The following is a 24,290-nucleotide window of genomic DNA, read 5'->3' as shown; positions in this document are numbered from 1 at the left end:
AGCGCCCAGGCGCTGCATTTTTGGCTCCCCCCTAAATAATTCGAGCTGTAGCCAACACACCTGCAACTTGAAGTATGACGGGGATATAAGAGAAACGATTATGCCATTAATAATAATTGCGGCAGGCGTCGCGCTGCTCCTGGTCCTGATGATTGGCTTTAAAGTTAACGGCTTTATTGCTCTGGTCCTGGTGGCGGCGGTCGTTGGTTTTGCCGAAGGGATGGATGCCCATGCCGTTCTGCACTCAATACAAAATGGGATCGGCGGGACGCTCGGCGGGCTGGCGATGATCCTCGGGTTCGGCGCGATGCTCGGTAAGCTGATTTCCGATACCGGCGCGGCTCAGCGCATCGCCACCACGCTGATTGGCACGTTCGGTAAAAAACGTGTGCAGTGGGCGCTGGTGATCACCGGTCTGGTGGTCGGTCTGGCGATGTTCTTCGAAGTCGGCTTTGTTCTGCTGCTGCCGCTGGTATTTACGGTGGTGGCCTCTTCCGGTCTGCCGCTGCTGTATGTTGGCGTGCCAATGGTGGCAGCATTGTCCGTGACCCACTGTTTTCTGCCGCCGCATCCGGGGCCTACCGCGATTGCCACCATTTTCGAGGCCAATCTCGGCACCACCCTGCTGTACGGATTTATTATTACTATCCCGACGGTGATTGTCGCCGGGCCGCTGTTTTCTAAGCTGCTGACCCGCTTTGAGAAAGCGCCGCCGGAAGGGTTATTCAACCCGCATCTGTTCACTGAAGAAGAGATGCCGTCGTTCTGGAATAGTATCTTTGCGGCGGTAATCCCGGTCATACTGATGGCGGTCGCCGCAGTGTGCGAAATTACGCTGCCGAAAACCAACAGCGTGCGGGTGTTCTTTGAGTTTATCGGCAACCCTGCGGTCGCGTTGTTTATCGCTATCGTGCTCGCCATTTTTACCCTTGGTCGACGTAACGGACGGACGATCGAGCAAATTATGGATATCATTGGCGACTCTATCGGCGCGATCGCGATGATTGTGTTCATCATCGCCGGGGGCGGCGCGTTTAAGCAGGTTCTGGTCGACAGCGGCGTGGGGCAATACATCTCGCACCTGATGACCGGCACGTCGCTTTCTCCGCTGCTGATGTGCTGGACGGTAGCCGCGTTGCTGCGCATCGCGCTCGGTTCAGCCACCGTGGCGGCGATCACTACCGCAGGCGTGGTGCTGCCGATTATTAACGTCACCCACGCCGACCCGGCGCTGATGGTGCTGGCTACCGGCGCGGGCAGCGTAATTGCCTCCCACGTTAACGATCCGGGATTCTGGCTGTTTAAAGGCTATTTTAATCTCAGCGTGGGGGAAACGTTGCGCACCTGGACGGTGATGGAAACGCTGATTTCCATTATGGGTCTGCTGGGCGTTCTGGCGCTGAACGCCATCCTGCATTAAAACGGTCATCACCGGGGAGCACAGGTCAGCGCTCCCCGGTACTGGAGAGAAGATGAGGAACCACAGAATTTCTTTGCAAGACATCGCCACGCTGGCGGGCGTGACCAAAATGACGGTGAGCCGCTACATTCGCTCGCCGAAAAAGGTCGCAAAGGAAACCGGTGAACGCATTGCGCAGATTATGGAGGAGATTAATTACATCCCTAACCGCGCGCCCGCGATGCTACTGAACGCGCAAAGCTATACGCTCGGCGTGCTGATCCCCTCGTTTCAAAACCAACTGTTCGCCGACATTCTGGCCGGTATTGAATCGGTCACCTCCGACCATAATTATCAGACGCTGATCGCCAACTACAATTATGACCGGGAATCCGAGGAAGAGTCGGTGATCAATCTGCTGTCGTATAATATCGACGGCATTATCCTGTCCGAGAAATATCACACTCTGCGCACGGTTAAATTTCTGCGTTCAGCCAACATACCGGTGGTAGAACTGATGGATATTCAGGGCGATCGTCTGGACATGGAAGTTGGGTTCGATAACCGTCAGGCGGCGTTTGATATGGTCAGCACCATGCTGGACAAACGCCAGCGCCGCAAAATCCTCTACCTTGGTTCGAAAGATGATGTCCGCGATGAACAGCGCTATCGCGGCTATTGCGATGCCATGACGCGTCGGGGTCTGACGCCGCTGCGCGTCAATCCGCGATCTATTTCCTCCATTCATCTTGGCACCCAGATGATGCGGGACGCGCTCACCGCGCATCCGGATTTAGACGGCGTGTTTTGTACCAACGACGACATCGCGATGGGCGCGCTGCTGCTGTGCCGCGAACGCGAGCTGGCCGTTCCGGAGCAGATCTCAATTGCTGGTTTTCACGGGCTGGAAATGGGCCGGCAGATGATCCCCAGCCTCGCCAGCGTGATCACTCCGCGTTTCGACATTGGCCGTATGGCGGCACAGATGCTGCTGAGCAAAATCAAGAACAACGACCATAATCACAACACCGTGGATTTGGGGTATCAGATTTACCACGGCAATACGCTTTAACTCATTTTCTCTCGCCATCGCATATTCTCTTTGATGGACATTGCCTATACTCCAGGCAGGATAAATGGAGGAAATCTCAATGAGCGCACCCCTGCTAATTGCCCGCACGCCGGACACCGAACTGTTTTTACTGCCAGGCATGGCCAACCGTCACGGGCTGATTACCGGCGCGACCGGGACCGGTAAAACCGTCACGCTACAGAAGCTGGCCGAATCGTTGTCCGAGATTGGCGTGCCGGTATTTATGGCCGATGTGAAAGGTGACTTAACCGGCGTAGCCGAGGAAGGACAAGCCTCTGAAAAGCTGCTCGCCCGCCTGAAAAACATCGGCATTACCGACTGGCAACCGCATGCTAATCCGGTCACGGTGTGGGATATCTTCGGCGAAAAAGGTCACCCCGTGCGGGCCACGGTATCTGACCTCGGTCCGCTGCTGCTGGCCCGTTTGCTGAACCTTAACGATGTGCAGTCCGGCGTACTGGATATTATCTTCCGCATTGCCGATGACCAGGGTCTGCTGCTGCTCGATTTCAAAGACCTGCGGGCCATCACTCAGTATATTGGCGATAACGCCAAATCCTTCCAGAATCAGTACGGCAATATCAGTAGCGCCTCGGTCGGGGCTATCCAGCGCGGACTGCTGTCGCTGGAGCAACAGGGTGCGGCGCACTTTTTTGGCGAACCGATGCTGGACATCAAAGACTGGATGCGTACCGACGCCAGCGGCAAAGGGATGATCAACATCCTCAGCGCCGAGAAGCTCTACCAGATGCCCAAACTGTACGCTGCCAGCCTGCTGTGGATGCTCTCCGAACTGTACGAACAATTGCCGGAAGCGGGCGATCTGGAGAAGCCAAAACTGGTGTTCTTCTTCGATGAAGCGCACCTGCTGTTCAACGATGCCCCGCAGGTGCTGCTGGATAAAATCGAGCAGGTGATCCGTCTGATTCGCTCGAAAGGGGTCGGCGTGTGGTTCGTCTCGCAAAACCCGTCGGATATTCCGGACAACGTGCTCGGCCAGTTGGGCAACCGTGTGCAGCACGCCCTGCGCGCGTTCACGCCGAAAGACCAGAAAGCGGTGAAAACCGCGGCGCAAACCATGCGCGCCAACCCGGCATTTGATACCGAAAAAGCCATTCAGGAACTGGGAACCGGCGAGGCGCTGGTGTCGTTTCTGGACGCCAAAGGCAGCCCGTCAGTGGTTGAGCGAGCGATGGTCATTGCACCGTGTTCACGGATGGGACCGGTGACGGATGACGAGCGCAACGGGCTGATTAATCACTCTTCGCTGTACGGCAAATATGAGGAAGAGGTCGACCGTGAATCCGCCTATGAACGTTTGCAGCAAGGCGTGCAGGCCAGCACCGAGCAGCAAAATACGCCTCCCGCCAACGGTAAAGCGGTTGAGGTGGACAGCGGTATTCTCGGCGGGTTGAAGGATATTCTGTTTGGCAGCACCGGACCACGTGGCGGCAAGCGCGATGGCGTAGTACAGAGCGTGGCGAAAAGCGCGGCGCGCCAGGTCACCAATCAGATAATCCGCGGTATGTTGGGAAGTTTGATGGGCGGGAGAAAACGTTAACAGGAAGCCCCCTCCCGCACAGCGGGAGGGGTAGATATTACGACTTACGCAGCATCAGCCACAGGCTAATCAGGAAGAAGCTGGCGCTTGGCAACAGCGCACCGATAATCGGCGGAATGCCGTACACCAGCGTCAGCGGGCCAAAGATTTGGTCCAGCACATAGAACACAAAGCCAAAGCTAATCCCTGTCACCACGCGCACGCCCATCGGCACGCTACGCAGCGGACCAAAGATAAACGACAGCGCCATCAGCATCATGACCGCCACAGACAGCGGCTGGAAGACTTTGCTCCACATATTGAGCTGATAGCGTCCGGCGTCCTGGCCGCTCGACTTCAGGTACTTCACGTAGTTATGCAGACCGCTAATCGACAGCGCATCAGGATCCAACGCCACGACGCCGAGCTTGTCGGGCGTAAGGTTGGTTTTCCAGGTACCGCTCACCGTTTGCGATCCGGTGATTTGCTTCGGATCGGTCAGGTTGGATTCATCCACCTGCGCCAGACGCCAGACCTTTTGTTCCGGGTCAAACGTCGCGCTTGCGGCATAGCGAACGGACTGCAGACGGCGTTTGTCGTTAAAGGAGTAGATGCTAATCCCGCCTAACTCGGCGTCGCCTTTCACCCGCTCGATGTAGACAAAGCTGTCGCCATCTTTCGCCCACAATCCCTGCTGGGTGGAGAGCAACGAGCCGCCGTACATCTGCTGCGCACGGTAGTTACGCGCCATCTGTTCACCCTGCGGCGCCACCCATTCACCGATGGCCATCGTCAGCAGCACCAGCGGAATCGCGGTTTTCATCACCGACAACGCCACCTGCATACGGGTAAAACCGGAAGCCTGCATCACCACCAGTTCGCTGCGCTGGGCCAGCATGCCCAGACCCAACAAAGCACCCAGCAGCGCCGCCATCGGGAAGAAGATCTGGATATCTTTCGGCGCGCTGAGCAGGGTATACAGCCCGGCGCCCATCGCATCGTAACTCCCCTGCCCGGCTTTTTTCAGCTGGTCGACAAACTTGATGATCCCGGAGAGCGACACCAGCATGAACAACGTCATCATGATGGTGGTGAAAATGGTTTTACCGATATAGCGGTCAAGTACACCAAAAGGCTGCATTATACCGCTCCTTTACGCATAAAACGGGCACGCAAGCGGCGCATCGGCACCGTATCCCAGAGGTTAAGCACAATCGCCAGCGCCAGATACGCCAGGTTAACCGTCCACATCCAGAATACCGGATCCAGCTTACCTTTACCGCCATTCGACTTCAGCGATGTCTGCACCAGGAAGAACAGCAAATAGAGCAGCATGGCTGGCAGCATCGACAGTACGCGACCCTGACGCGGGTTCACCACGCTCAGCGGTACGACCATCAGCGCCATCATAAATACAGTGAATACTAACGTGATACGCCAGGTCAGCTCCGCGCGGGCGCGATCGGTATCGGTCGTCCACAGGGTACGCATGTTCATCTGGTCGGTATCGTTTGGATCCAGCGCCACGGCCTGATGACCGATAATCGCCTGATAATCCTGGAAGTCAGTAATGCGGAAATCGCGCAGCAGCGCGGTCCCTTCAAAGCGCGTACCCTGGTTAAGCGTCACGACCTGAGAACCATCGCGCGTCTGGGTAAGGTGTCCGGAATCCGCTACCACCACCGAAGGACGGGCGTTACCTTTCGGGCGGATTTGCGCGAGGAACACATCGTTGAAGTTGCTGCCGTCAACGCTTTCGATAAACAGCACCGAACCGCCGTTAGTCGCCTGTTGGAACTGGCCCTGAGCGAGCGCCGCCATACCGGGGTTCGCTTTCGCCTCCGCCAGCACTTCGTCCTGATGTCTGGAGGACCACGGTCCAGCCCACATCACGTTGACCGCCGCAATAATACTGGTAAACAGCGCCAGCACCATCGCCGCTTTCACTAATACAGCCTTGCTCAGCCCGCAGGCGTGCATGACCGTAATTTCACTTTCGGTATACAGTTTGCCCAGCGTCATCAGCAGCCCGAGGAACAGGCTTAAGGGCAAGATAAGTTGCGCCATTTCTGGCACGCCCAGCCCCAGCAGCGAGAGCACCAGATTCGCCGGGATATCACCGTCAACCGCCGCACCAAGGATCCTGACCAGCTTTTGACAAAAGAAGATCAAAAGCAGGATGAATAGGATCGCAAGTTGGCTTTTGAGCGTTTCCCGAACCAGATATCTTATGATTATCACTTTAAATACGCCCGTAAAAACCCGTCTTTTGCCGGAATTTAGCTTGTTTCATGGCTTAAACGTCATTTATTCTCTTGAGTCGTCGAAATCGTCGCTAAGATCATTATACTCAACGGATCCACCTCTCAGAAATTGTTCTGACGTGCCAATGCCGTAATAACGTTAAGATTAACACGAAGTCACCGCAACAGCGGGTATGAGTTACGAAAGCTTGCAATTCTATCCGTAGCCACCGCCGTTGTCTTTAAGATTCAGGAGCGTAGTGCATGGAGTTCAGTGTAAAAAGCGGTAGCCCGGAGAAACAGCGGAGTGCGTGCATCGTCGTGGGTGTCTTTGAACCACGCCGCCTCTCTCCGATTGCAGAGCAGCTCGACAAGATCAGCGACGGGTACATCAGCGCACTGCTGCGTCGTGGTGAACTGGAAGGCAAACCGGGTCAAACCCTGTTGCTGCACCATGTTCCTAACGTTCTGTCTGAGCGAATTCTCCTCATTGGGTGTGGCAAAGAGCGCGAACTTGATGAGCGCCAGTACAAACAGGTCATTCAGAAAACCATCAATACGCTGAATGATACTGGCTCAATGGAAGCCGTCTGCTTCCTGACTGAGCTGCACGTCAAAGGGCGCAACAACTACTGGAAAGTGCGCCAGGCCGTTGAGACGGCACAGGAAACGCTATACAGCTTTGATCAACTGAAGACCAACAAAAGCGAGCCGCGTCGCCCGCTGCGTAAAATGGTCTTCAACGTACCGACCCGCCGCGAATTGACCAGCGGTGAGCGTGCTATCCAGCACGGTCTGGCGATCGCCGCCGGTATTAAAGCGGCAAAAGATCTCGGCAACATGCCGCCGAACATCTGTAACGCCGCCTACCTGGCCTCTCAGGCGCGCCAGCTGGCAGACAGCTACAGCAAAAATGTTGTGACCCGCGTGATCGGCGAACAGCAGATGAAAGAGCTGGGCATGCACTCTTATCTGGCCGTCGGTCACGGCTCGCAGAACGAGTCGCTGATGTCGGTCATCGAGTACAAAGGTAATCCGTCCGAAGACGCGCGTCCGATTGTGCTGGTCGGTAAAGGGTTAACCTTCGACTCCGGTGGTATCTCCATCAAACCTGCCGAAGGCATGGATGAGATGAAGTACGACATGTGCGGTGCGGCAGCGGTATACGGCGTGATGCGCATGGTGGCTGAGCTTCAGTTGCCAATCAACGTCGTCGGCGTGCTGGCGGGTTGCGAAAACATGCCGGGTGGTCGCGCGTATCGCCCAGGCGATGTGCTGACCACCATGTCCGGGCAGACCGTTGAAGTGCTCAACACCGACGCCGAAGGCCGTCTGGTGCTGTGCGACGTGTTAACTTACGTCGAGCGCTTTGAGCCAGAGGCGGTGATTGACGTTGCAACCCTGACCGGCGCGTGCGTAATTGCGCTGGGCCATCACATCACCGGCCTGATGTCGAACCACAATCCGCTGGCACATGAGCTGATCGGCGCGTCCGAGCAGGCTGGCGACCGCGCGTGGCGTTTGCCGCTGGGTGATGAATACCAGGAGCAGTTAGAGTCCAACTTTGCGGATATGGCGAACATCGGCGGACGTCCTGGCGGAGCCATTACCGCAGGCTGCTTCCTGTCACGCTTTACCCGTAAGTACAACTGGGCGCACCTGGACATCGCCGGTACCGCATGGCGTTCAGGGAAAGCCAAAGGCGCAACCGGTCGTCCGGTGGCGCTGTTGTCGCAGTTCCTGCTCAATCGCGCCGGTTTTAACGGCGAAGAGTAAGTTTGAGATTGCCCCGTAGGCCGGATAAGCGCAGCGCCATCCGGCCTACGGTGTGCATCATGGCAACGCATTTAAATCCACCACAAGAAGCCCCATATATGAAGAATGCGACGTTCTATCTTCTGGACAACGACACACAACAAGATGGCTTAAGCGCCGTTGAGCAACTGGTGTGTGAAATTGCCGCAGAACGTTGGCGGGCTGGCAAGCGCGTGCTGATCGCCTGTGAAAACGAAAAGCAGGCTCTTCGACTGGATGAAGCCCTGTGGGCAAGACCGGCAGAAAGCTTTGTTCCACATAATCTGGCGGGTGAAGGCCCCAGAGGCGGCGCGCCGGTAGAAATAGCCTGGCCGGAGAAACGCAACAGCAGCCCGCGCGACCTGCTGATCAGTTTGCGCGTTGGCTTTGCAGATTTTGCCACCGCTTTCACAGAAGTGATAGACTTCGTTCCTTACGAAGATTCTTTGAAACAATCGGCACGCGATCGCTACAAAGCTTACCGCGTGGCTGGTTTTAACCTGAATACGGCAACCTGGAAATAATGGAAAAGACATACAACCCACAAGATATCGAACAGCCGCTTTACGAGCACTGGGAAAAGCAGGGCTATTTCAAACCTAACGGCGATGAAAGCAAAGAGTCCTTCTGCATCATGATCCCGCCGCCGAACGTCACCGGCAGTTTGCATATGGGTCATGCTTTCCAGCAAACCATCATGGATACCATGATCCGCTACCAGCGCATGCAGGGTAAAAACACTCTGTGGCAGGCCGGTACCGATCACGCGGGTATCGCCACCCAGATGGTGGTTGAGCGTAAGATTGCCGCTGAAGAAGGTAAAACCCGTCACGACTACGGTCGCGAAGCGTTTATCGACAAAATCTGGCAGTGGAAAGCGGAATCCGGCGGCACCATTACCCGTCAGATGCGCCGTCTCGGCAACTCCGTTGACTGGGAGCGCGAGCGCTTCACCATGGACGAAGGCCTTTCCAATGCCGTGAAAGAAGTTTTCGTTCGCCTGTACAAAGAAGACCTGATTTACCGTGGCAAGCGCCTGGTGAACTGGGACCCGAAACTGCGCACCGCCATCTCTGACCTGGAAGTGGAAAACCGCGAGTCTAAAGGCTCCATGTGGCACATCCGCTATCCGCTGGCCGACGGCGCGAAAACCGCAGACGGTAAAGATTACCTGGTCGTCGCCACCACCCGTCCGGAAACTATTCTGGGCGATACCGGCGTGGCCGTGAACCCGGAAGATCCGCGTTATAAAGATCTGATCGGCAAGTTCGTTATTCTGCCGCTGGTTGACCGCCGTATTCCGATCGTGGGCGATGAACATGCCGATATGGAAAAAGGCACCGGCTGCGTGAAGATCACGCCTGCGCACGACTTTAACGACTACGAAGTCGGGAAACGTCACGGCCTGCCGATGATCAACATTCTAACCTTTGATGGCGACATCCGCGAAACCGCAGAAGTGTACGACACCAAAGGCGAAGAGTCTGACGTTTACTCCAACGCTATCCCGGCTGAATTCCAGAAGCTGGAACGCTTTGCCGCGCGTAAAGCGATCGTCGCAGCCGTTGACGCGCTGGGCCTGCTGGAAGAAATTAAACCACACGATCTGACCGTACCTTACGGTGACCGTGGCGGCGTAGTTATCGAACCGATGCTGACCGACCAGTGGTACGTCCGTGCCGACGTGCTGGCGAAACCGGCGGTAGAAGCGGTTGAGAACGGCGACATCCAGTTCGTACCGAAGCAGTACGAAAACATGTACTTCTCCTGGATGCGCGACATTCAGGACTGGTGCATCTCTCGTCAGCTGTGGTGGGGTCACCGTATCCCGGCATGGTATGACAACGACGGCAACGTCTACGTTGGCCGTACCGAAGACGAAGTGCGTCAGGAAAACAACCTCGGCGCCGACGTTCAGCTTCGTCAGGACGAAGACGTTCTCGATACCTGGTTCTCCTCCGCGCTGTGGACCTTCTCTACCCTCGGCTGGCCGGAAAACACCGACGCGCTGCGTCAGTTCCACCCAACCAGCGTGATGGTTTCCGGCTTCGACATCATCTTCTTCTGGATTGCCCGCATGATCATGATGACCATGCACTTCATCAAAGATGCAAACGGCAAGCCGCAGGTGCCGTTTAAGACCGTCTACATGACCGGTCTTATCCGCGACGACGAAGGCCAGAAGATGTCCAAATCCAAGGGTAACGTGATTGACCCGCTGGATATGGTCGACGGTATCTCGCTGGCGGACCTGCTGGAGAAGCGTACCGGCAACATGATGCAGCCGCAGCTGGCAGAGAAGATTGCCAAACGTACCGAGAAGCAGTTCCCGGACGGCATTGAGCCACACGGTACCGACGCCCTGCGTTTCACCCTGGCGGCGCTGGCCTCTACCGGTCGCGACATCAACTGGGATATGAAGCGTCTGGAAGGTTACCGTAACTTCTGTAACAAGCTGTGGAACGCCAGCCGCTTCGTGCTGATGAACACCGAAGGAAATGATTGCGGCTTCAACGGCGGCGAAATGACCCTGTCGCTGGCGGACCGCTGGATCCTCGCTGAATTCAACCAGACCGTTAAAGCGTACCGCGAAGCGCTGGATAACTTCCGCTTCGACATCGCCGCGGGCATCCTGTACGAGTTCACCTGGAACCAGTTCTGCGACTGGTATCTGGAACTGACCAAGCCGGTAATGACTGGTGGTTCTGAGTCTGAACTGCGCGGCACCCGCAATACGCTGGTTACCGTGCTGGAAGGTCTGCTGCGCCTGGCGCACCCGATTATTCCGTTCATCACCGAGACCATCTGGCAGCGCGTGAAAGTGATTTGCGGCAACACCGCAGATACCATCATGCTGCAGCCGTTCCCGGAATATAACGCTGCACAGGTTGATGAAGCCGCGCTGGCCGATACCGAATGGCTGAAACAGGCGATCGTTGCCGTACGTAACATCCGTGCGGAAATGAACATCGCACCGGGCAAACCGCTGGAGCTGTTGCTGCGCGGTTGCAGCAAAGATGCGGAGCGTCGTGTGAACGACAACCGCAGCTTCCTGCTGAACCTGGCACGTCTGGAAAGCATCACCGTGCTGCCAGCCGATGACAAAGGTCCGGTTTCGGTGACCAAAATCATCGACGGCGCCGAGCTGCTGATCCCGATGGCGGGCCTCATCAACAAAGAAGATGAACTGGCGCGTCTGGCGAAAGAAGTGACGAAAATCGAAGGTGAGATTGCCCGTATCGAAGGCAAGCTTTCCAACGAAGGGTTTGTCGCTCGCGCACCGGAAGCGGTCATCGCCAAAGAGCGTGAGAAGCTGGACGGTTACGCAGAAGCAAAAGCGAAGCTGATTGAGCAGCAGGCGGTCATCGCCGCGCTGTAATCATCGTGCCTGTACGTTTGCCGGATGGCGCTGCGCTTATCCGGCCTACAGCACCGTCAACGTAGGTCGGATAAGCGTAGCGCATCCGACACTACTGACGATTAAAAAGCCTCTGGCGTCCTCGCTCAGAGGCTTTTTATTGAATTATCCTCGCTTGCGCTTCCCCTCACCGCAGTGGTATTAACTGCATATGTCCCACGTTTATGTCATGAGTTCGCTATGAGTGTCATTACCCCTGTTTCTGCGACGCTACGCCGCATTACCGCCGACGATAACGCCGCTATCGCCCACGTCATCCGCGAGGTCTCTGCCGAACACGGCCTGACCGCCGATAAAGGTTACACGGTGGCCGATCCGAATCTGGATGAGCTGTTCCAGGTGTACAGCCAGCCGGGCGCGGCCTACTGGGTGGTTGAGCAAAACGGCGAAGTTGTGGGCGGCGGCGGCGTTGCGCCGTTAGGCTGTAGCGAACCGGATATCTGCGAGCTGCAAAAGATGTACTTTCTGTCGAGCGCACGCGGTCAGGGGCTGGCGAAAAAGCTGGCGCTAATGGCGCTGGATCACGCCCGCGAGCAGGGGTTTAAGCAGTGCTATCTGGAGACCACGGCGTTTCTGACCGAGGCTATCCGCCTGTATGAACATTTAGGCTTTGAGCATATCAGCGAAGCGCTTGGCTGTACCGGGCACGTGGATTGCGAAGTGCGGATGTTAAAGCCCCTCTGACTTCACGCCGAGGGGCCATGTCGGCCTTACTGCATCTCAGCTGAAAGCATCAGGCGAATTACGCCAGCCGCGCGAGCGGTTGGCAGCTTCAGCACCTGTGACCAGAGATCCTGTACTATCTCACAAGCAATCTTCTCTTTGCCGATCGCTTTCGTCGGATCGGCCATGATCTGAATATCATCCCCGTAGCGCTGTACCAGCCCAGGGCTTATTGCTTGCAGATCCTGCAACGCCAGCTGCTTCTCTTCTGCCGTGACCGTATGTTTTTTTGGGCCGTGTGAGGCATACATCATGCTCATATCACTCGCCATACGACGATCCATGATCTCACGCGGAACAAGACGCGCCGGGTTAATCCCACCTTTTACCGCCGGAAACAGAAAGCGGAAGCATTCGTCATCACCTATTTTGGCCACAGCAGCGATCTGCTCAAGGTTAATTTTCATATATTCAATGACGTTGGCATCTGGCGCCTGCTGCAATCTTGCCATTTGTAGCTGAAGAATTTGCGGCTGTATCGCGTCGATGACCTGCTGTTCACTGCTCCCTGCTTTCTTCATCTGCGCTGCCTGGCTGATAATTTTTTGTGTCAGCGCAGGTTCCTGCTCCTTAATGACCTGAAACGCCGGATTAGAGAGCATCGCCTTTTCAAACTGCTGCTCTTCAGTCAGACCATAATCCGGGCTTTCACGGGGGATCAGGTAGTGCACATCAAACAGATTCCACGCGATAATCGCCACCACAAAAATTACCGCGCCGGAAATCTTGCCCAGCCAGCCTTTTTTGCGAAACATGCCGACGACGATAGCAATCACCGCCCCGATATAACCTGCCAACAATACGTGTGCCCAGTTCATTAACCATCCTTTTGCCAAATCGTCTCGGTTATGGGGATATATTTCCCCTTCGCGTCTTTTGATTATCATGGCAGCAGCGAGTGATTTCCAGCCACCAGATTTTGCTAACAGAAACAGGAAGGATTAAACCGCGCGGCGATAGGCACCGCGCGTCTCAGAAGGGTGCTAAGCCGGAACGCCGCTGTGAAAACGGAATTCATCGTCGGGAGAGGTAATCAGCGCGGCTTCGACTTCGCCAAAGAACCGCACCCGGCTACTGATATCATCAGCCGAAACCTGCTGCGCCAGCACCAGATAGTCCTGATAGTGCCGCGCCTCGGATCGCAGTAGCGACAGGTAAAACGCCTGTAAATCCTCATCCAGGTACGGCGCCAGCGCGGCGAACCGTTCACAGGAACGCGCCTCAATGTAAGCCCCACAAATCAGTTTATCGATTAGCGTTAGTGGCTCGTGGGTGCGCACCTCTTTGAGCATCCCTTTGGCATAACGGCTGGCGGTAATTTTGACGTAGGGAATGTTGCGGCTCATCATCGCCTCACGCACCTGCCAGAAGTGGTGCAGCTCTTCTTTGATCAGCAAAACCATACTGTCGATAAGCTTGCGTCCCCACGGGTCGTCGGTTTGTGGCATCACGCTTTTGCTTATCTGTTTATTCAGCGCAATAAAATCCGGTTCATCCCCTTCTCTGAAAACATACGCCTCATAGGGTTTCAGCCAGTCCAGCAGCGCCTGCGATCCCTGTTTATCTGCGACATACTTACGCACCAGCAGCATGGCCGTTTGCGCCGCTTTCAGCTCACAGACGAGATGATCGGTCAGTAACAGTGGAAGATTCGCCGGATCTCGCGCTTTATCAAGCCAGGCCTGAGGCGTTTTACAGTGCAGGAAGTTGTGGATGGGGGAGAGTATTTGCAGGTAATCCATACGTAGTCCTTGGCCTACGGCAGCAAATGCCACCGTAGGTCAGCAGATGACTTAGTGACGCACGCCGTCATCATCTTCGTCGACGAGATCTTCATCGTCGCCGTCTTCACCTTCTTCGCCGTTCGGGTCTTCAAAATAGGTGCCCCAACCGTCGTATTCCACATCATATTTTTCAGCCAGGTTCATCAGTTGCTCAACCTGAGCGTCAATCAACTCGGCATTCAGAGCACATTCGCTCAGGATGTCACAGCAAATAACCGTGTCGCCTTCTTCCACTTCCAGCTCTTCCGGCTCGGTCACTTCATAACCCAGCTTGAAGGCTTCTACAGCCGCTTTTTCCAGGGTTTCAAAGTCATCTGCGGAAAGGTGATGCTCAATGGTGTACAGCGCGTCTGGATCGCTGCCATCTTCGAGTAGCTCTTCAATAATCAAGCGCGTTTCTTCACGCTGTTCTTCCAGTAGTTCCGGGTTTGCCATGGCTCGTTCCTCATAATGTCCTGCCGATACTCTTATTGTCACATACCGCTGACATTGCCTCCACCTTTCCAGGAAAGATTTGTTAAACAAGGTTGCAAATGAATAAACATCCATATAAATTGAATTTTAATTCAATAAATGGCCTAAGCCATGTGAGGGAACCATGTCTACGTTTTATCAGAAACATTTTTTGAAACTGCTTGATTTCACGTCTTCTGAACTCACGTCACTGCTCAAGCTCGCCGCACAGCTGAAGGCGGAGAAGAAAAACGGTACTGAGGTCGCTAAACTCACCGGTAAGAACATCGCGCTCATCTTCGAAAAAGACTCAACCCGTACCCGTTGCTCTTTCGAAGTTGCCGCATACGATCAGGGCGCGCGCGTAACGTATCTCGGATCGAGCGGCAGTCAGATTGGTCATAAAGAGTCGATCAAAGACACCGCCCGCGTGCTCGGTCGTATGTACGACGGTATTCAGTATCGGGGACACGGTCAGGAGATTGTCGAGACGCTGGCGGAATATGCCGGCGTTCCGGTATGGAACGGATTAACCAACGAGTTTCACCCTACCCAGCTGCTGGCCGACTTGCTCACAATGCAGGAACACCTGCCGGGGAAAGCGTTTAATGAGATGACGCTGGTCTACACCGGCGATGCCCGCAACAACATGGGCAATTCCATGCTGGAAGCCGCCGCGTTAACCGGGCTGGATCTGCGTCTGGTCGCGCCGCAGGCCTGCTGGCCGCAAGAAAGCCTGGTCGCGGAGTGCAAAGCGCAAGCGCTGAAAAACGGCGGCAATATTACGCTGACCGAAGATGTCGCCACGGGCGTGAAAGACGCGGACTTTATCTATACCGACGTCTGGGTATCAATGGGTGAAGCGAAAGAGAAGTGGGCCGAACGTATTGCGCTACTGCGTAAGTATCAGGTTAATAGCGCGATGATGGCGTTGAGCGGCAATCCGCAGGTGAAGTTCCTGCACTGCCTGCCCGCGTTTCATGACGATCAAACCACGCTTGGCAAACAAATGGCGCAGGAATATGGTCTGCACGGCGGTATGGAAGTGACCGATGAGGTCTTTGAATCACCCGCCAGCATCGTATTTGATCAGGCGGAAAACCGGATGCACACCATCAAAGCGGTGATGGTGGCGACATTAGTGAAGTGAGAGCATGGATGAAAAGAATGCCGGATGGCGATGCTAAGCATCTTATCCGGCCTACAACCGCGCTCCCGTAGGCCGGGCAAGGCGAAGCCGCCCCCGGCAAATACGCTTATTCCACCCGCATTTTCACTACGGCTTTGCGTACCATCGCTGGGGCACCGACCGCGCACAGCGGTTTATGCACTTCGCCCGGATAGAACACCACGAAATCACCTTCATTCAGCACGACCGTTTTCTCCTGTACCCCTTCCGCCACGAAGGCGATATCTTTGTCAGCCAGCCAGTCAGTTTCCGGCGCGCCTGCAGGCTGGGTGCTGAAAGTCATTCCTTCCTGGCCTTTGAGCAGGATCTGAATATCCAGATAGCGGGCGTGATATTCGGCGCGGCGCTGCGCAAACGGCTCCGTCATATCTTCAGCAATCAGATAAAACAGACGATCGCCGTCGATGTCGTGCTTACCTTTTTCCGTCGCATCCGTCACATGCGCTTTAATGTGTTCAATCGCCTGACGCAGCTCTTCCGGCAGCCAGGCATCCAGGTTGTGAATATTGCCGACAATCATCTCAAACCCCTTAATTAAAACATCGTTTCATTTTAGTTGTTATACGAAAAAACGCTCTGCCATACCACTGCTATTTACCGATATTTTGCGTCAACGCATGTTTATCGCTGATGATGTTAAATAATTGCTAACTCTCAGCAACAGGTTATGCATAAACTTTGCATAACTTTCGGCTACCCTTTTTCAACCCCATCAGTAACCTACTGTTATTGAAAGTTTTATTAGAAAAACCAGCTACCGGTCACAGTTCATCTCTCCTTCGTTATCCTTCTTCATCGTCATATTTATTTTGAAATAAACTTTACCGCGAAAATAATAAAATCATATATTCGCATAATAATTCACCACGCATAAAAAAGTACAAATAAATCAATATATTACTTATATTGCAACACTCTAAAAATGTACATAAAATTAACACCAATAAATAACAAGACATATTCCCGCGTAGTAATTCAATTATTCGCATTTTTATTTTATTAATTCTCCGAGCTATATCATAAATTAAACATCAAAAGTCAAATATCGACCTGACTGTGAAATAAATCACGTTTCCTCATCAAATAAGATCTAAATATAGATTCTGAAATCAGCTGAAAAATCATGACTGCGATAAATATTATTTGCAGGCATCTCCTCTTTATTTTTTAAAATAGTATTAAAGGAATAATGATGGAAAAGCATTATGTCGGGTCGGAAATCGGTCAATTACGTAGCGTGATGCTACACCGCCCTAACCTCAGCCTAAAAAGGCTGACGCCGTCAAATTGTCAGGAACTGCTTTTTGATGATGTTCTTTCGGTAGAACGTGCAGGAGAAGAGCATGACATATTCGCCAACACGTTGCGTGAACAGGGAATTGAGGTTCTGTTACTGACTGATTTATTGACACAAACCCTGGATATCCCTGATGCCAAAAACTGGCTGTTGGATACACAAATTTCTGATTATCGCCTTGGCCCCGCTTTCGCCACGGATATTCGCGCCTGGCTTGCAGATATGCAGCATCGGGAACTCGCCCGGCATTTAAGCGGTGGGCTAACCTACGGAGAAATTCCTGCCTCAATCAAAAATATGGTGGTCGATACTCACGATATTAATGATTTCATTATGAAGCCATTACCAAACCACTTATTTACCCGCGACACCTCATGCTGGATATATAACGGTGTGTCCATTAACCCAATGGCTAAAACCGCGCGACAAAGAGAAACCAATAACCTAAGGGCGATCTACCGTTGGCACCCCCAATTTGCCGATGGTGAATTTATTAAATATTTCGGCGATGAAAATATTAATTACGACCACGCCACATTAGAAGGTGGAGATGTGCTGGTCATTGGTCGCGGCGCGGTTCTCATCGGTATGTCGGAACGCACAACGCCGCAAGGAATCGAGTTCCTTGCCCAGTCGCTATTCAGCCATCGCCAGGCAGAACGCGTCATTGCGGTCGAACTGCCTAAACATCGCTCCTGCATGCATCTCGATACCGTAATGACCCACATCGATATCGATACCTTCTCCGTCTACCCGGAAGTCGTGCGTCCTGATGTGCAGTGCTGGACCCTGACACCAGACGGGCGCGGCGGCCTGAAAAGGACGCCGGAAAATACGCTGCTCCATGCTCTCGAGAAAGCGCTGGGCCTCGACCAAATTCGGCTGATCACCACCGGAGGTGACGCCTTCGAAGCCGAACGTGAACAGTGGAATGACGCCAACAACGTCCTGACGCTTCGCCCCGGTGTGGTCGTGGGCTACGAGCGCAACATCTGGACCAACGAGAAATACGACAAAGCCGGCATCACCGTTTTACCCATTCCTGGCGACGAACTTGGACGCGGACGCGGCGGCGCACGCTGCATGAGCTGCCCACTGGGGCGCGACGGTATTTAAGGAAAAGTCATGGAAAACAAACCTACCCTGGTTGTGGCTCTGGGCGGCAATGCATTACTTAAACGCGGCGAGCCGCTGGAAGCTGACATCCAACGCAAGAATATTGAGCTGGCAGCAAAAACTATCGCTCAACTCACGCAGCAATGGCGCGTGATCCTGGTACACGGCAATGGCCCCCAGGTTGGACTTTTGGCGTTGCAAAACAGCGCGTATGCCAGCGTCACCCCCTATCCGCTCGACATTCTCGGCGCGGAAAGTCAGGGAATGATTGGCTATATGCTGCAACAGGCGCTGAAAAACCAGCTTCCACAGCGTGAAATTAGTGTGCTGCTGACTCAGGTTGAAGTCGATGCTCACGATCCGGCTTTCAGCAATCCCACTAAATATATCGGGCCGATTTACGATGCCCCCCAGGCCAACGCATTGCAGGCGGAAAAAGGCTGGGTTTTCAAAGCTGATGGTCAAGCGTTCCGCCGCGTTGTGCCCTCTCCACAACCCAAACGTATCGTTGAAAGTGACGCTATTCGCACATTGATCGCCCGCGATCATTTGGTTATCTGCAACGGCGGCGGCGGTGTACCGGTGGTGGAAAAAGCCGATGGCTACCACGGTATTGAAGCGGTGATCGACAAAGATCTCTCCGCTGCCCTGCTCGCCAGCCAAATCAACGCCGATGCGCTGCTGATCTTGACTGACGCTGATGCCGTGTACCTCGACTGGGGCAAACCTACTCAGCGCCCGCTGACCCAGGTTACTCCGGAACTGCTCGGTGAAATGCAATTCGACGCCGGTTCAATGGGCCCCAAAGTTACCGCCTGCGCGGAATTTGTCTCTCGCTGTCACGGAATAGCAGGCATCGGCTCATTGGCCGACGGTTCGGCCATCCTCGCCGGAGACAAAGGCACGCTCATTCGGCTCGAAACCACCGACGCTAACGCTTAGGGCTTTTTTGCCGGACGGCGCCTGCGCCATATCCGGCCTACATAAGGACATTTTCATGACTGTTAACCTGAAGAATCGCAATTTTCTCAAACTGCTGGATTACACTCCGACGGAAATCCAGTACCTGATCGATCTGGCTATCGAGTTAAAAACGGCAAAAAAGGCCGGGCGCGAAAGACAGACGCTGGTGGGTAAAAATATCGCGCTGATCTTCGAAAAAACCTCAACCCGCACCCGCTGCGCCTTTGAAGTCGGCGCTTTCGATCAGGGCGCACAGGTGACCTATCTCGGCCCAAGCGGATCGCAGATCGGTCACAAAGAATCGATGAAAGATACCGCCCGCGTGCTAGGCCGCATGTACGACGGCATTGAGTACCGCGGATACGGTCAGGACATTGTCGAGGAACTGGGGCAATTTGCCGGGGTTCCGGTATGGAATGGACTGACCAATGAATTTCACCCTACGCAGATCCTCGCGGATCTGATGACCATGCTGGAACACGCGCCGGGCAAAACCTTACCTGAACTGAGCTTCGCCTACCTCGGTGACGCCCGCAATAACATGGGTAATTCGCTGATGGTAGGCGCGGCGAAAATGGGGATGGACATCCGCCTCGTCGCCCCTAAATCCTTCTGGCCGGATGAAAAACTGGTTGCCGAATGCCGTGAAATCGCCGGCGTGACGGGCGCGCGCATTACGCTCACAGAGGATGTCGAGGAAGGCGTATACGACGTCGATTTCCTCTACACCGATGTCTGGGTCTCTATGGGCGAACCCAAAGAAGCCTGGGCAGAACGCGTAAGTCTGATGACGCCCTATCAGATTAACCAACGGGTCATCAACGCAACCGGTAACCCCAATGTGAAATTTATGCACTGTCTGCCCGCCTTCCATAACGAGCACACAAAAGTTGGACGTGAAATTGAAATGGCCTACGGCCTGAAAGGGCTTGAAGTCACGGAAGAGGTTTTTGAATCAGCGCATTCAATCGTCTTCGACGAAGCAGAGAACCGGATGCATACCATTAAAGCGGTAATGGTAGCGACCCTCGGCGACTAACCCCAGCGGGCATATGTCGCCTGACGGCATATGCCCAAGCTATCCGGAGAACATCATGGGCAAATTCAAATTTCCCAGTGCATATACCATCCTGTTTATTCTCATTGCGCTCGTCGCGGTTATGACCTGGATAGTCCCGGCAGGGAAATACCAGATGGCGATGAATGCGACCCTGGGTAAAGAAGTGCCGGTTGCCGGGACTTATGCCCCCACAGAAGCGCACCCGCAAGGTTTTACCGCTGTACTGCTGGCCCCGATTGACGGTCTTTACAACCACGAAACCTATACCGCAGGCGCAATTGATGTGGCGTTGTTTGTCCTGATTATTGGTGGGTTTCTCGGCGTAGTAAATAAAACAGGTGCCATCGACGCAGGTATCGAGCGCGTGACGGTCAGGTTGAACGGTAAAGAGGAGTGGATGATCCCCATTCTGATGGGACTTTTCGCCGCCGGAGGTACGATTTACGGGATGGCGGAGGAATCACTCCCATTCTACACATTGCTGGTTCCGGTAATGATGGCCGCACGCTTTGATCCGTTGGTTGCCGCCGCCACCGTTCTGCTCGGCGCAGGCATTGGCACACTCGGCTCGACAATCAACCCTTTCGCAACGGTTATCGCGGCTAACGCCGCCGGGATCCCCTTCACCCAGGGAATGCTGATGCGCATTCTGCTGCTGGTCGTCGGGTATGTTATCTGCGTGGTGTGGGTCATGCGCTATGCACGGAAAGTTCGCAGCCATCCTGAACTCTCCATCGTGGCAGATAAAATGGAGGAAAACCGCGTCCATTTTCTCGGTAGTCGCGCCAATACCAATCTTGAATTCACAACAACGCGTAAATGGATCCTGCTGATTTTCGCCGCTGCCTTTGCGGTTATGATCTATGGGGTGGCGGTGCTCGGTTGGTGGATGGCAGAAATTTCCGGGGTTTTTCTGGCATCTGCGATTATCGTCGGCGTCATCGCCCGCATGAGTGAGGAGGAATTTACTGGCACATTCATTGACGGGGCACGTGACCTGCTTGGCGTCGCGCTAATTATCGGTATTGCACGCGGCATCGTAGTGGTGATGGATAACGGCATGATCACCCATACTATCCTGCACAGTGCGGAAAATGTCGTCTCCGGACTTTCCACCACCATTTTCATCAATGTGACCTACTGGCTGGAAGTTTTGCTCTCCTTCCTGGTCCCTTCCTCTTCGGGTTTGGCTGTCCTCACCATGCCCATTATGGCCCCGCTGGCCGACTTCGCGCATGTCCCCAGGGATCTGGTCGTCACCGCGTATCAATCCGCTTCCGGCATTGTGAATCTGATTACGCCCACCTCAGCAGTTGTGATGGGCGGGCTGGCCATCGCCCGCGTTCCTTACGTGCGATACCTGAAATGGGTCGCCCCGCTCCTGCTCATTTTGACGTTACTGAACATGGCCGTTCTGAGTATCGGCGCGATGTTGTAGCCCTTTTAGCCGTCGGATCCCGACGGCTTTTTTGAGCGCACTCTCGTTTTTCTGCACAACCGCCCGTTTGAGCCGTTATTGATACTGCAAATGTGGTGAATTTCGCCATCACATTGATACAAATGATAAATTTAGGGTGTATTTATGAAGGAATTCGATGATTACTCGACCAAAGAGCAGAAACAACTGGCGATTTGTCAGCGCCTGATTACTGAAAAAAGCTACCTGTCCCAGGAAGCGCTTCGCCGCGATCTCCAACAGCATGGTTTTACCGGAATTAGCCAGTCAACGGTATCCCGTCTGCTGAAACTGCTCGGGGCTATAAAAATAAGAAATACAAAAGGGCAAAAAATTTATTCTGTAAATCCGCAATCACGACCCGCTCCCGATGCTGCCCGATCGATTGCTGAAATGGTGGTCAGCGTGGAACATAATAGCGAGTTTATCCTCATTCACACGGCAGCAGGTTATGGCCGTGCCGTTGCCAGAATCCTCGATTACCACGCGTTACCAGAGATTCTGGGGGTCATCGCTGGCAGCAGTATTGTCTGGGTTGCGCCGCGAGTAGTGCAGCGAACGGGGCTGGTGCACAAACAGATTAACTATCTATTTAAAATGAATTAAAATTCATAAGAACCGTTTGCGGTGAATAAATTGTGCATTTTCCGCTTGATCCCATAACGGAGCTGAGTATAATCGCGGACAATTTGCCGGGAGGATGTATGGTTCAGTGTGTACGACATTTTGTCTTACCGCGTCTGAAAAAGGACGCTGGCCTGCCGTTTTTCTTTCCGTTGATCACCCATTCCGAGCCCCTCAATTGAGGGGCTTTTTTTTTGCCCAGGCGTCAGGAGATAAACATGGCTAACCCGCTCTATCAAAAACACATCATTTCCATAAACGACCTCAGCCGCGACGACCTCAGTCTGGTCCTCGCGACGGCGGCGAAATTAAAAGCTAACCCGCAGCCGGAGCTGTTAAAGCATAAGGTGATCGCCAGCTGCTTCTTTGAGGCGTCAACCCGTACCCGTTTATCCTTTGAAACCTCCATGCACCGCCTGGGCGCCAGCGTGGTGGGTTTTTCTGACAGCAGCAACACGTCGCTGGGCAAAAAAGGCGAAACCCTGGCCGATACCATTTCCGTCATCAGCACCTATGTCGACGCCATCGTCATGCGTCATCCGCAGGAAGGCGCCGCGCGTCTGGCAACGGAGTTCTCCGGCAACGTTCCGGTACTGAACGCTGGCGACGGCTCCAACCAGCATCCCACCCAAACGCTGCTGGACCTGTTTACCATTCAGGAAACTCAGGGTCGCCTGGACAATCTGCAAATCGCCATGGTGGGTGACCTGAAATATGGCCGTACCGTCCACTCCCTGACCCAGGCGCTGGCGAAGTTCGAAGGTAACCGCTTCTACTTCATCGCCCCGGACGCGCTGGCCATGCCGCAATACATTCTGGATATGCTGAACGAAAAAGGTATCGCCTGGAGCCTGCACGGCACTATCGAAGAGGTGATGGCGGAGGTCGATATCCTCTACATGACCCGCGTACAGAAAGAGCGTCTGGACCCGTCCGAATACGCCAACGTGAAAGCACAGTTTGTCCTGCGCGCCAGCGATTTGAACGGCGCCAGAGCGAACATGAAGGTGCTGCATCCACTGCCGCGCATCGATGAAATCACCACCGACGTCGATAAGACGCCGCACGCCTGGTATTTCCAGCAGGCTGGCAACGGCATCTTCGCCCGCCAGGCGTTACTGGCACTGGTACTGAATAGCGAACTGGCACTGTAAGGGAGAAAAAGAGATGACACACGATAACAAACTGCAGGTTGAAGCCATCAAACGTGGCACCGTGATTGACCATATTCCCGCGCAGGTTGGTTTTAAGCTGCTGACGCTGTTCAAACTGACGGAAACCGACCAACGCATCACCATCGGCCTGAACCTGCCGTCTGGCGAGATGGGCCGTAAAGATCTGATAAAGATTGAAAATACGTTCCTGACCGACGAGCAGGTAAACCAGCTCTCCCTGTATGCCCCGCAGGCAACGGTAAACCGCATTGACGATTATGATGTCGTGGGTAAATCACGCCCGAGCCTGCCTGATCGTATCGACAACGTGCTGGTTTGCCCGAACAGCAACTGCATCAGCCATGCTGAACCAGTATCTTCCAGTTTTGCAGTGAAAAAGCGCGCTGATGACATCGCACTCAAATGCAAATACTGTGAAAAAGAGTTTTCGCATTATGTGGTACTGGCCAACTAATTGGGGTTGGTTATGAAATGTGGCCTCTCTATAATGGCCGGGAACATTCTACTACCGCTGTAATTCAGGAGAAATCATGAGCAAGACTATCGCGACGGAAAATGCACCAGCAGCAATCGGCCCATACGTTCAGGGCGTTGACCTGGGTAGCATGGTAATCACTTCCGGTCAGATCCCGGTCGATCCGAAAACCGGTGCCGTAGCGGAAGACGTGTCCGCTCAGGCACGTCAGTCGCTGGAAAACGTAAAAGCTATCGTTGAAGCAGCAGGCCTGAAAGTGGGCGACATCGTAAAAACGACCGTTTTCGTTAAAGACCTGAACGATTTCGCAACCGTAAACGCGACCTACGAAGCATTCTTCACCGAGCACAACGCGACTTTCCCTGCGCGTTCTTGCGTAGAAGTTGCCCGTCTGCCGAAAGACGTGAAAATCGAGATTGAAGCGATCGCCGTTCGTCGCTAAGCCTCCTTGCGCCGGATGGCGGCTTCGCCTCGTCCGGCCAACGCAC

General features: G+C 54.1%; 27 protein-coding genes. 19 read left to right on the top strand and 8 right to left on the bottom strand.

Annotated features, from left to right (window positions below; all coding sequences use genetic code 11):
* Window positions 1-100 precede the first annotated feature (100 nt).
* From idnT to OGW16_RS04580, 3 genes are all read left to right on the top strand, one after another.
* The gene (idnT, locus tag OGW16_RS04590) at window positions 101-1,420 is read left to right on the top strand and encodes a gnt-II system L-idonate transporter (RefSeq protein WP_286517974.1); all 1,320 of its coding nucleotides are present in this window, start codon (window positions 101-103) and stop codon (window positions 1,418-1,420) included.
* 52 nt (window positions 1,421-1,472) lie between these two features.
* Window positions 1,473-2,471 carry a DNA-binding transcriptional regulator IdnR gene (idnR, locus tag OGW16_RS04585; protein WP_043018255.1) on the top strand — a complete coding sequence of 333 codons (999 nt, stop codon included), beginning with the start codon at window positions 1,473-1,475 and terminating at the stop codon, window positions 2,469-2,471.
* A gap of 79 nt (window positions 2,472-2,550) precedes the next feature.
* Complete coding sequence (locus OGW16_RS04580; RefSeq protein ID WP_075146345.1) at window positions 2,551-4,053, top strand: helicase HerA-like C-terminal domain-containing protein; 1,503 nt, start codon at window positions 2,551-2,553, stop codon at window positions 4,051-4,053.
* A 37-nt stretch (window positions 4,054-4,090) separates the two neighbouring features.
* Here OGW16_RS04580 and lptG read toward each other — a convergent pair whose 3' ends face one another.
* From lptG to OGW16_RS04565, 3 genes are all read right to left on the bottom strand, one after another.
* Window positions 4,091-5,173, bottom strand: coding sequence for an LPS export ABC transporter permease LptG (gene lptG / locus OGW16_RS04575; protein ID WP_043018254.1), 1,083 nt, complete (start codon window positions 5,171-5,173; stop codon window positions 4,091-4,093).
* Window positions 5,173-6,273: an LPS export ABC transporter permease LptF gene (gene lptF, locus OGW16_RS04570; protein ID WP_286517972.1), complete on the bottom strand. Its 1,101-nt coding sequence runs from the start codon at window positions 6,271-6,273 to the stop codon at window positions 5,173-5,175. The genes lptG and lptF overlap by 1 nt, the downstream gene beginning before the upstream one ends.
* 62 nt (window positions 6,274-6,335) lie before the next feature.
* The gene (locus OGW16_RS04565; protein ID WP_212723231.1) at window positions 6,336-6,386 is read right to left on the bottom strand and encodes a hypothetical protein; all 51 of its coding nucleotides are present in this window, start codon (window positions 6,384-6,386) and stop codon (window positions 6,336-6,338) included.
* Window positions 6,387-6,539: 153 nt separating this feature from the next.
* Here OGW16_RS04565 and pepA point away from each other — a divergent pair, with 153 nt between their 5' ends.
* From pepA to OGW16_RS04545, 4 genes are all read left to right on the top strand, one after another.
* Window positions 6,540-8,051, top strand: a complete 1,512-nt coding sequence (gene pepA, locus OGW16_RS04560) for a leucyl aminopeptidase (protein WP_003025870.1) — start codon at window positions 6,540-6,542, stop codon at window positions 8,049-8,051.
* A 98-nt stretch (window positions 8,052-8,149) separates the two neighbouring features.
* On the top strand, window positions 8,150-8,593 hold the full coding sequence (gene holC, locus OGW16_RS04555) for a DNA polymerase III subunit chi (RefSeq protein ID WP_003025862.1): 444 nt from the start codon (window positions 8,150-8,152) through the stop codon (window positions 8,591-8,593).
* The gene (locus tag OGW16_RS04550; protein WP_172862627.1) at window positions 8,593-11,448 is read left to right on the top strand and encodes a valine--tRNA ligase; all 2,856 of its coding nucleotides are present in this window, start codon (window positions 8,593-8,595) and stop codon (window positions 11,446-11,448) included. The genes holC and OGW16_RS04550 overlap by 1 nt, the downstream gene beginning before the upstream one ends.
* A 219-nt stretch (window positions 11,449-11,667) precedes the next feature.
* Complete coding sequence (locus tag OGW16_RS04545) at window positions 11,668-12,171, top strand: GNAT family N-acetyltransferase (protein WP_043018251.1); 504 nt, start codon at window positions 11,668-11,670, stop codon at window positions 12,169-12,171.
* A gap of 26 nt (window positions 12,172-12,197) precedes the next feature.
* Here the strand turns inward: OGW16_RS04545 and OGW16_RS04540 are convergent, their stop codons facing one another.
* The 3 genes from OGW16_RS04540 to rraB form a co-directional block, all read right to left on the bottom strand.
* Window positions 12,198-13,028, bottom strand: coding sequence for a hypothetical protein (locus OGW16_RS04540; protein ID WP_043018250.1), 831 nt, complete (start codon window positions 13,026-13,028; stop codon window positions 12,198-12,200).
* Window positions 13,029-13,193: 165 nt separating this feature from the next.
* The gene (gene miaE / locus OGW16_RS04535; protein WP_172862626.1) at window positions 13,194-13,952 is read right to left on the bottom strand and encodes a tRNA isopentenyl-2-thiomethyl-A-37 hydroxylase MiaE; all 759 of its coding nucleotides are present in this window, start codon (window positions 13,950-13,952) and stop codon (window positions 13,194-13,196) included.
* Between the two features lie 51 nt (window positions 13,953-14,003).
* Window positions 14,004-14,429, bottom strand: a complete 426-nt coding sequence (gene rraB / locus OGW16_RS04530; protein ID WP_003025845.1) for a ribonuclease E inhibitor RraB — start codon at window positions 14,427-14,429, stop codon at window positions 14,004-14,006.
* Between the two features lie 98 nt (window positions 14,430-14,527).
* Here rraB and argL point away from each other — a divergent pair, with 98 nt between their 5' ends.
* Both argL and argF (OGW16_RS04525) read left to right on the top strand, forming a co-directional pair.
* The gene (gene argL, locus OGW16_RS26445) at window positions 14,528-14,623 is read left to right on the top strand and encodes a putative translational regulatory protein ArgL (RefSeq protein WP_370867251.1); all 96 of its coding nucleotides are present in this window, start codon (window positions 14,528-14,530) and stop codon (window positions 14,621-14,623) included.
* Entirely contained in the window at window positions 14,593-15,597 is a 1,005-nt protein-coding gene (gene argF, locus OGW16_RS04525) for an ornithine carbamoyltransferase (RefSeq protein ID WP_043018248.1), read from the top strand. The genes argL and argF (OGW16_RS04525) overlap by 31 nt, the downstream gene beginning before the upstream one ends.
* A 106-nt stretch (window positions 15,598-15,703) precedes the next feature.
* Here the strand turns inward: argF (OGW16_RS04525) and OGW16_RS04520 are convergent, their stop codons facing one another.
* A complete protein-coding gene (locus tag OGW16_RS04520) occupies window positions 15,704-16,156 on the bottom strand; it encodes a YhcH/YjgK/YiaL family protein (RefSeq protein ID WP_043018247.1) in 453 nt (150 codons plus the stop codon).
* A gap of 672 nt (window positions 16,157-16,828) precedes the next feature.
* On the opposite strand from OGW16_RS04520, the gene arcA reads away from it, so the two are divergent.
* The 5 genes from arcA (at window position 16,829) to OGW16_RS04495 (ending at window position 22,134) form a co-directional block, all read left to right on the top strand.
* Window positions 16,829-18,049 carry an arginine deiminase gene (gene arcA, locus OGW16_RS04515; RefSeq protein ID WP_286518016.1) on the top strand — a complete coding sequence of 407 codons (1,221 nt, stop codon included), beginning with the start codon at window positions 16,829-16,831 and terminating at the stop codon, window positions 18,047-18,049.
* A 9-nt stretch (window positions 18,050-18,058) separates the two neighbouring features.
* Window positions 18,059-18,991 (top strand): carbamate kinase, encoded by a 933-nt coding sequence (gene arcC / locus OGW16_RS04510; protein ID WP_172862625.1) that lies wholly within the window; start codon window positions 18,059-18,061, stop codon window positions 18,989-18,991.
* 55 nt (window positions 18,992-19,046) lie between these two features.
* A complete protein-coding gene (gene argF, locus OGW16_RS04505; RefSeq protein WP_047406573.1) occupies window positions 19,047-20,051 on the top strand; it encodes an ornithine carbamoyltransferase in 1,005 nt (334 codons plus the stop codon).
* A 55-nt stretch (window positions 20,052-20,106) separates the two neighbouring features.
* Window positions 20,107-21,510, top strand: coding sequence for a YfcC family protein (locus tag OGW16_RS04500; RefSeq protein ID WP_043018243.1), 1,404 nt, complete (start codon window positions 20,107-20,109; stop codon window positions 21,508-21,510).
* A 144-nt stretch (window positions 21,511-21,654) separates the two neighbouring features.
* Window positions 21,655-22,134 (top strand): arginine repressor, encoded by a 480-nt coding sequence (locus OGW16_RS04495; RefSeq protein ID WP_043018242.1) that lies wholly within the window; start codon window positions 21,655-21,657, stop codon window positions 22,132-22,134.
* On the opposite strand, the gene OGW16_RS04490 is transcribed toward OGW16_RS04495, so the two are convergent.
* Window positions 22,131-22,253 carry a hypothetical protein gene (locus tag OGW16_RS04490; protein ID WP_085951582.1) on the bottom strand — a complete coding sequence of 41 codons (123 nt, stop codon included), beginning with the start codon at window positions 22,251-22,253 and terminating at the stop codon, window positions 22,131-22,133. The genes OGW16_RS04495 and OGW16_RS04490 overlap by 4 nt on opposite strands.
* Between OGW16_RS04490 and pyrL the strand changes: the two genes are divergently transcribed.
* The 5 genes from pyrL (at window position 22,233) to ridA (ending at window position 24,244) form a co-directional block, all read left to right on the top strand.
* Window positions 22,233-22,334, top strand: coding sequence for a pyr operon leader peptide (pyrL, locus tag OGW16_RS04485; protein ID WP_003025819.1), 102 nt, complete (start codon window positions 22,233-22,235; stop codon window positions 22,332-22,334). The genes OGW16_RS04490 and pyrL overlap by 21 nt on opposite strands.
* Entirely contained in the window at window positions 22,315-22,368 is a 54-nt protein-coding gene (locus OGW16_RS26340; protein WP_106875647.1) for a pyrBI operon leader peptide, read from the top strand. Before pyrL ends, OGW16_RS26340 begins: the two co-directional genes overlap by 20 nt.
* Before the next feature lie 2 nt (window positions 22,369-22,370).
* On the top strand, window positions 22,371-23,306 hold the full coding sequence (gene pyrB, locus OGW16_RS04480; protein ID WP_172862624.1) for an aspartate carbamoyltransferase: 936 nt from the start codon (window positions 22,371-22,373) through the stop codon (window positions 23,304-23,306).
* Window positions 23,307-23,319: 13 nt separating this feature from the next.
* Complete coding sequence (gene pyrI, locus OGW16_RS04475) at window positions 23,320-23,781, top strand: aspartate carbamoyltransferase regulatory subunit (protein WP_043018241.1); 462 nt, start codon at window positions 23,320-23,322, stop codon at window positions 23,779-23,781.
* 76 nt (window positions 23,782-23,857) lie between these two features.
* Window positions 23,858-24,244 (top strand): 2-iminobutanoate/2-iminopropanoate deaminase, encoded by a 387-nt coding sequence (gene ridA, locus OGW16_RS04470; RefSeq protein ID WP_000047544.1) that lies wholly within the window; start codon window positions 23,858-23,860, stop codon window positions 24,242-24,244.
* The last annotated feature ends 46 nt before the right edge of the window (window positions 24,245-24,290 follow it).

The organism is Citrobacter sp. Ce104 (assembly GCF_030334595.1).
Classification (GTDB): Bacteria; Pseudomonadota; Gammaproteobacteria; order Enterobacterales; family Enterobacteriaceae; genus Citrobacter; species Citrobacter europaeus.
Note: the sequence above shows the minus strand (reverse complement) of the source record. Positions and strands in the feature narration are given on the sequence as shown.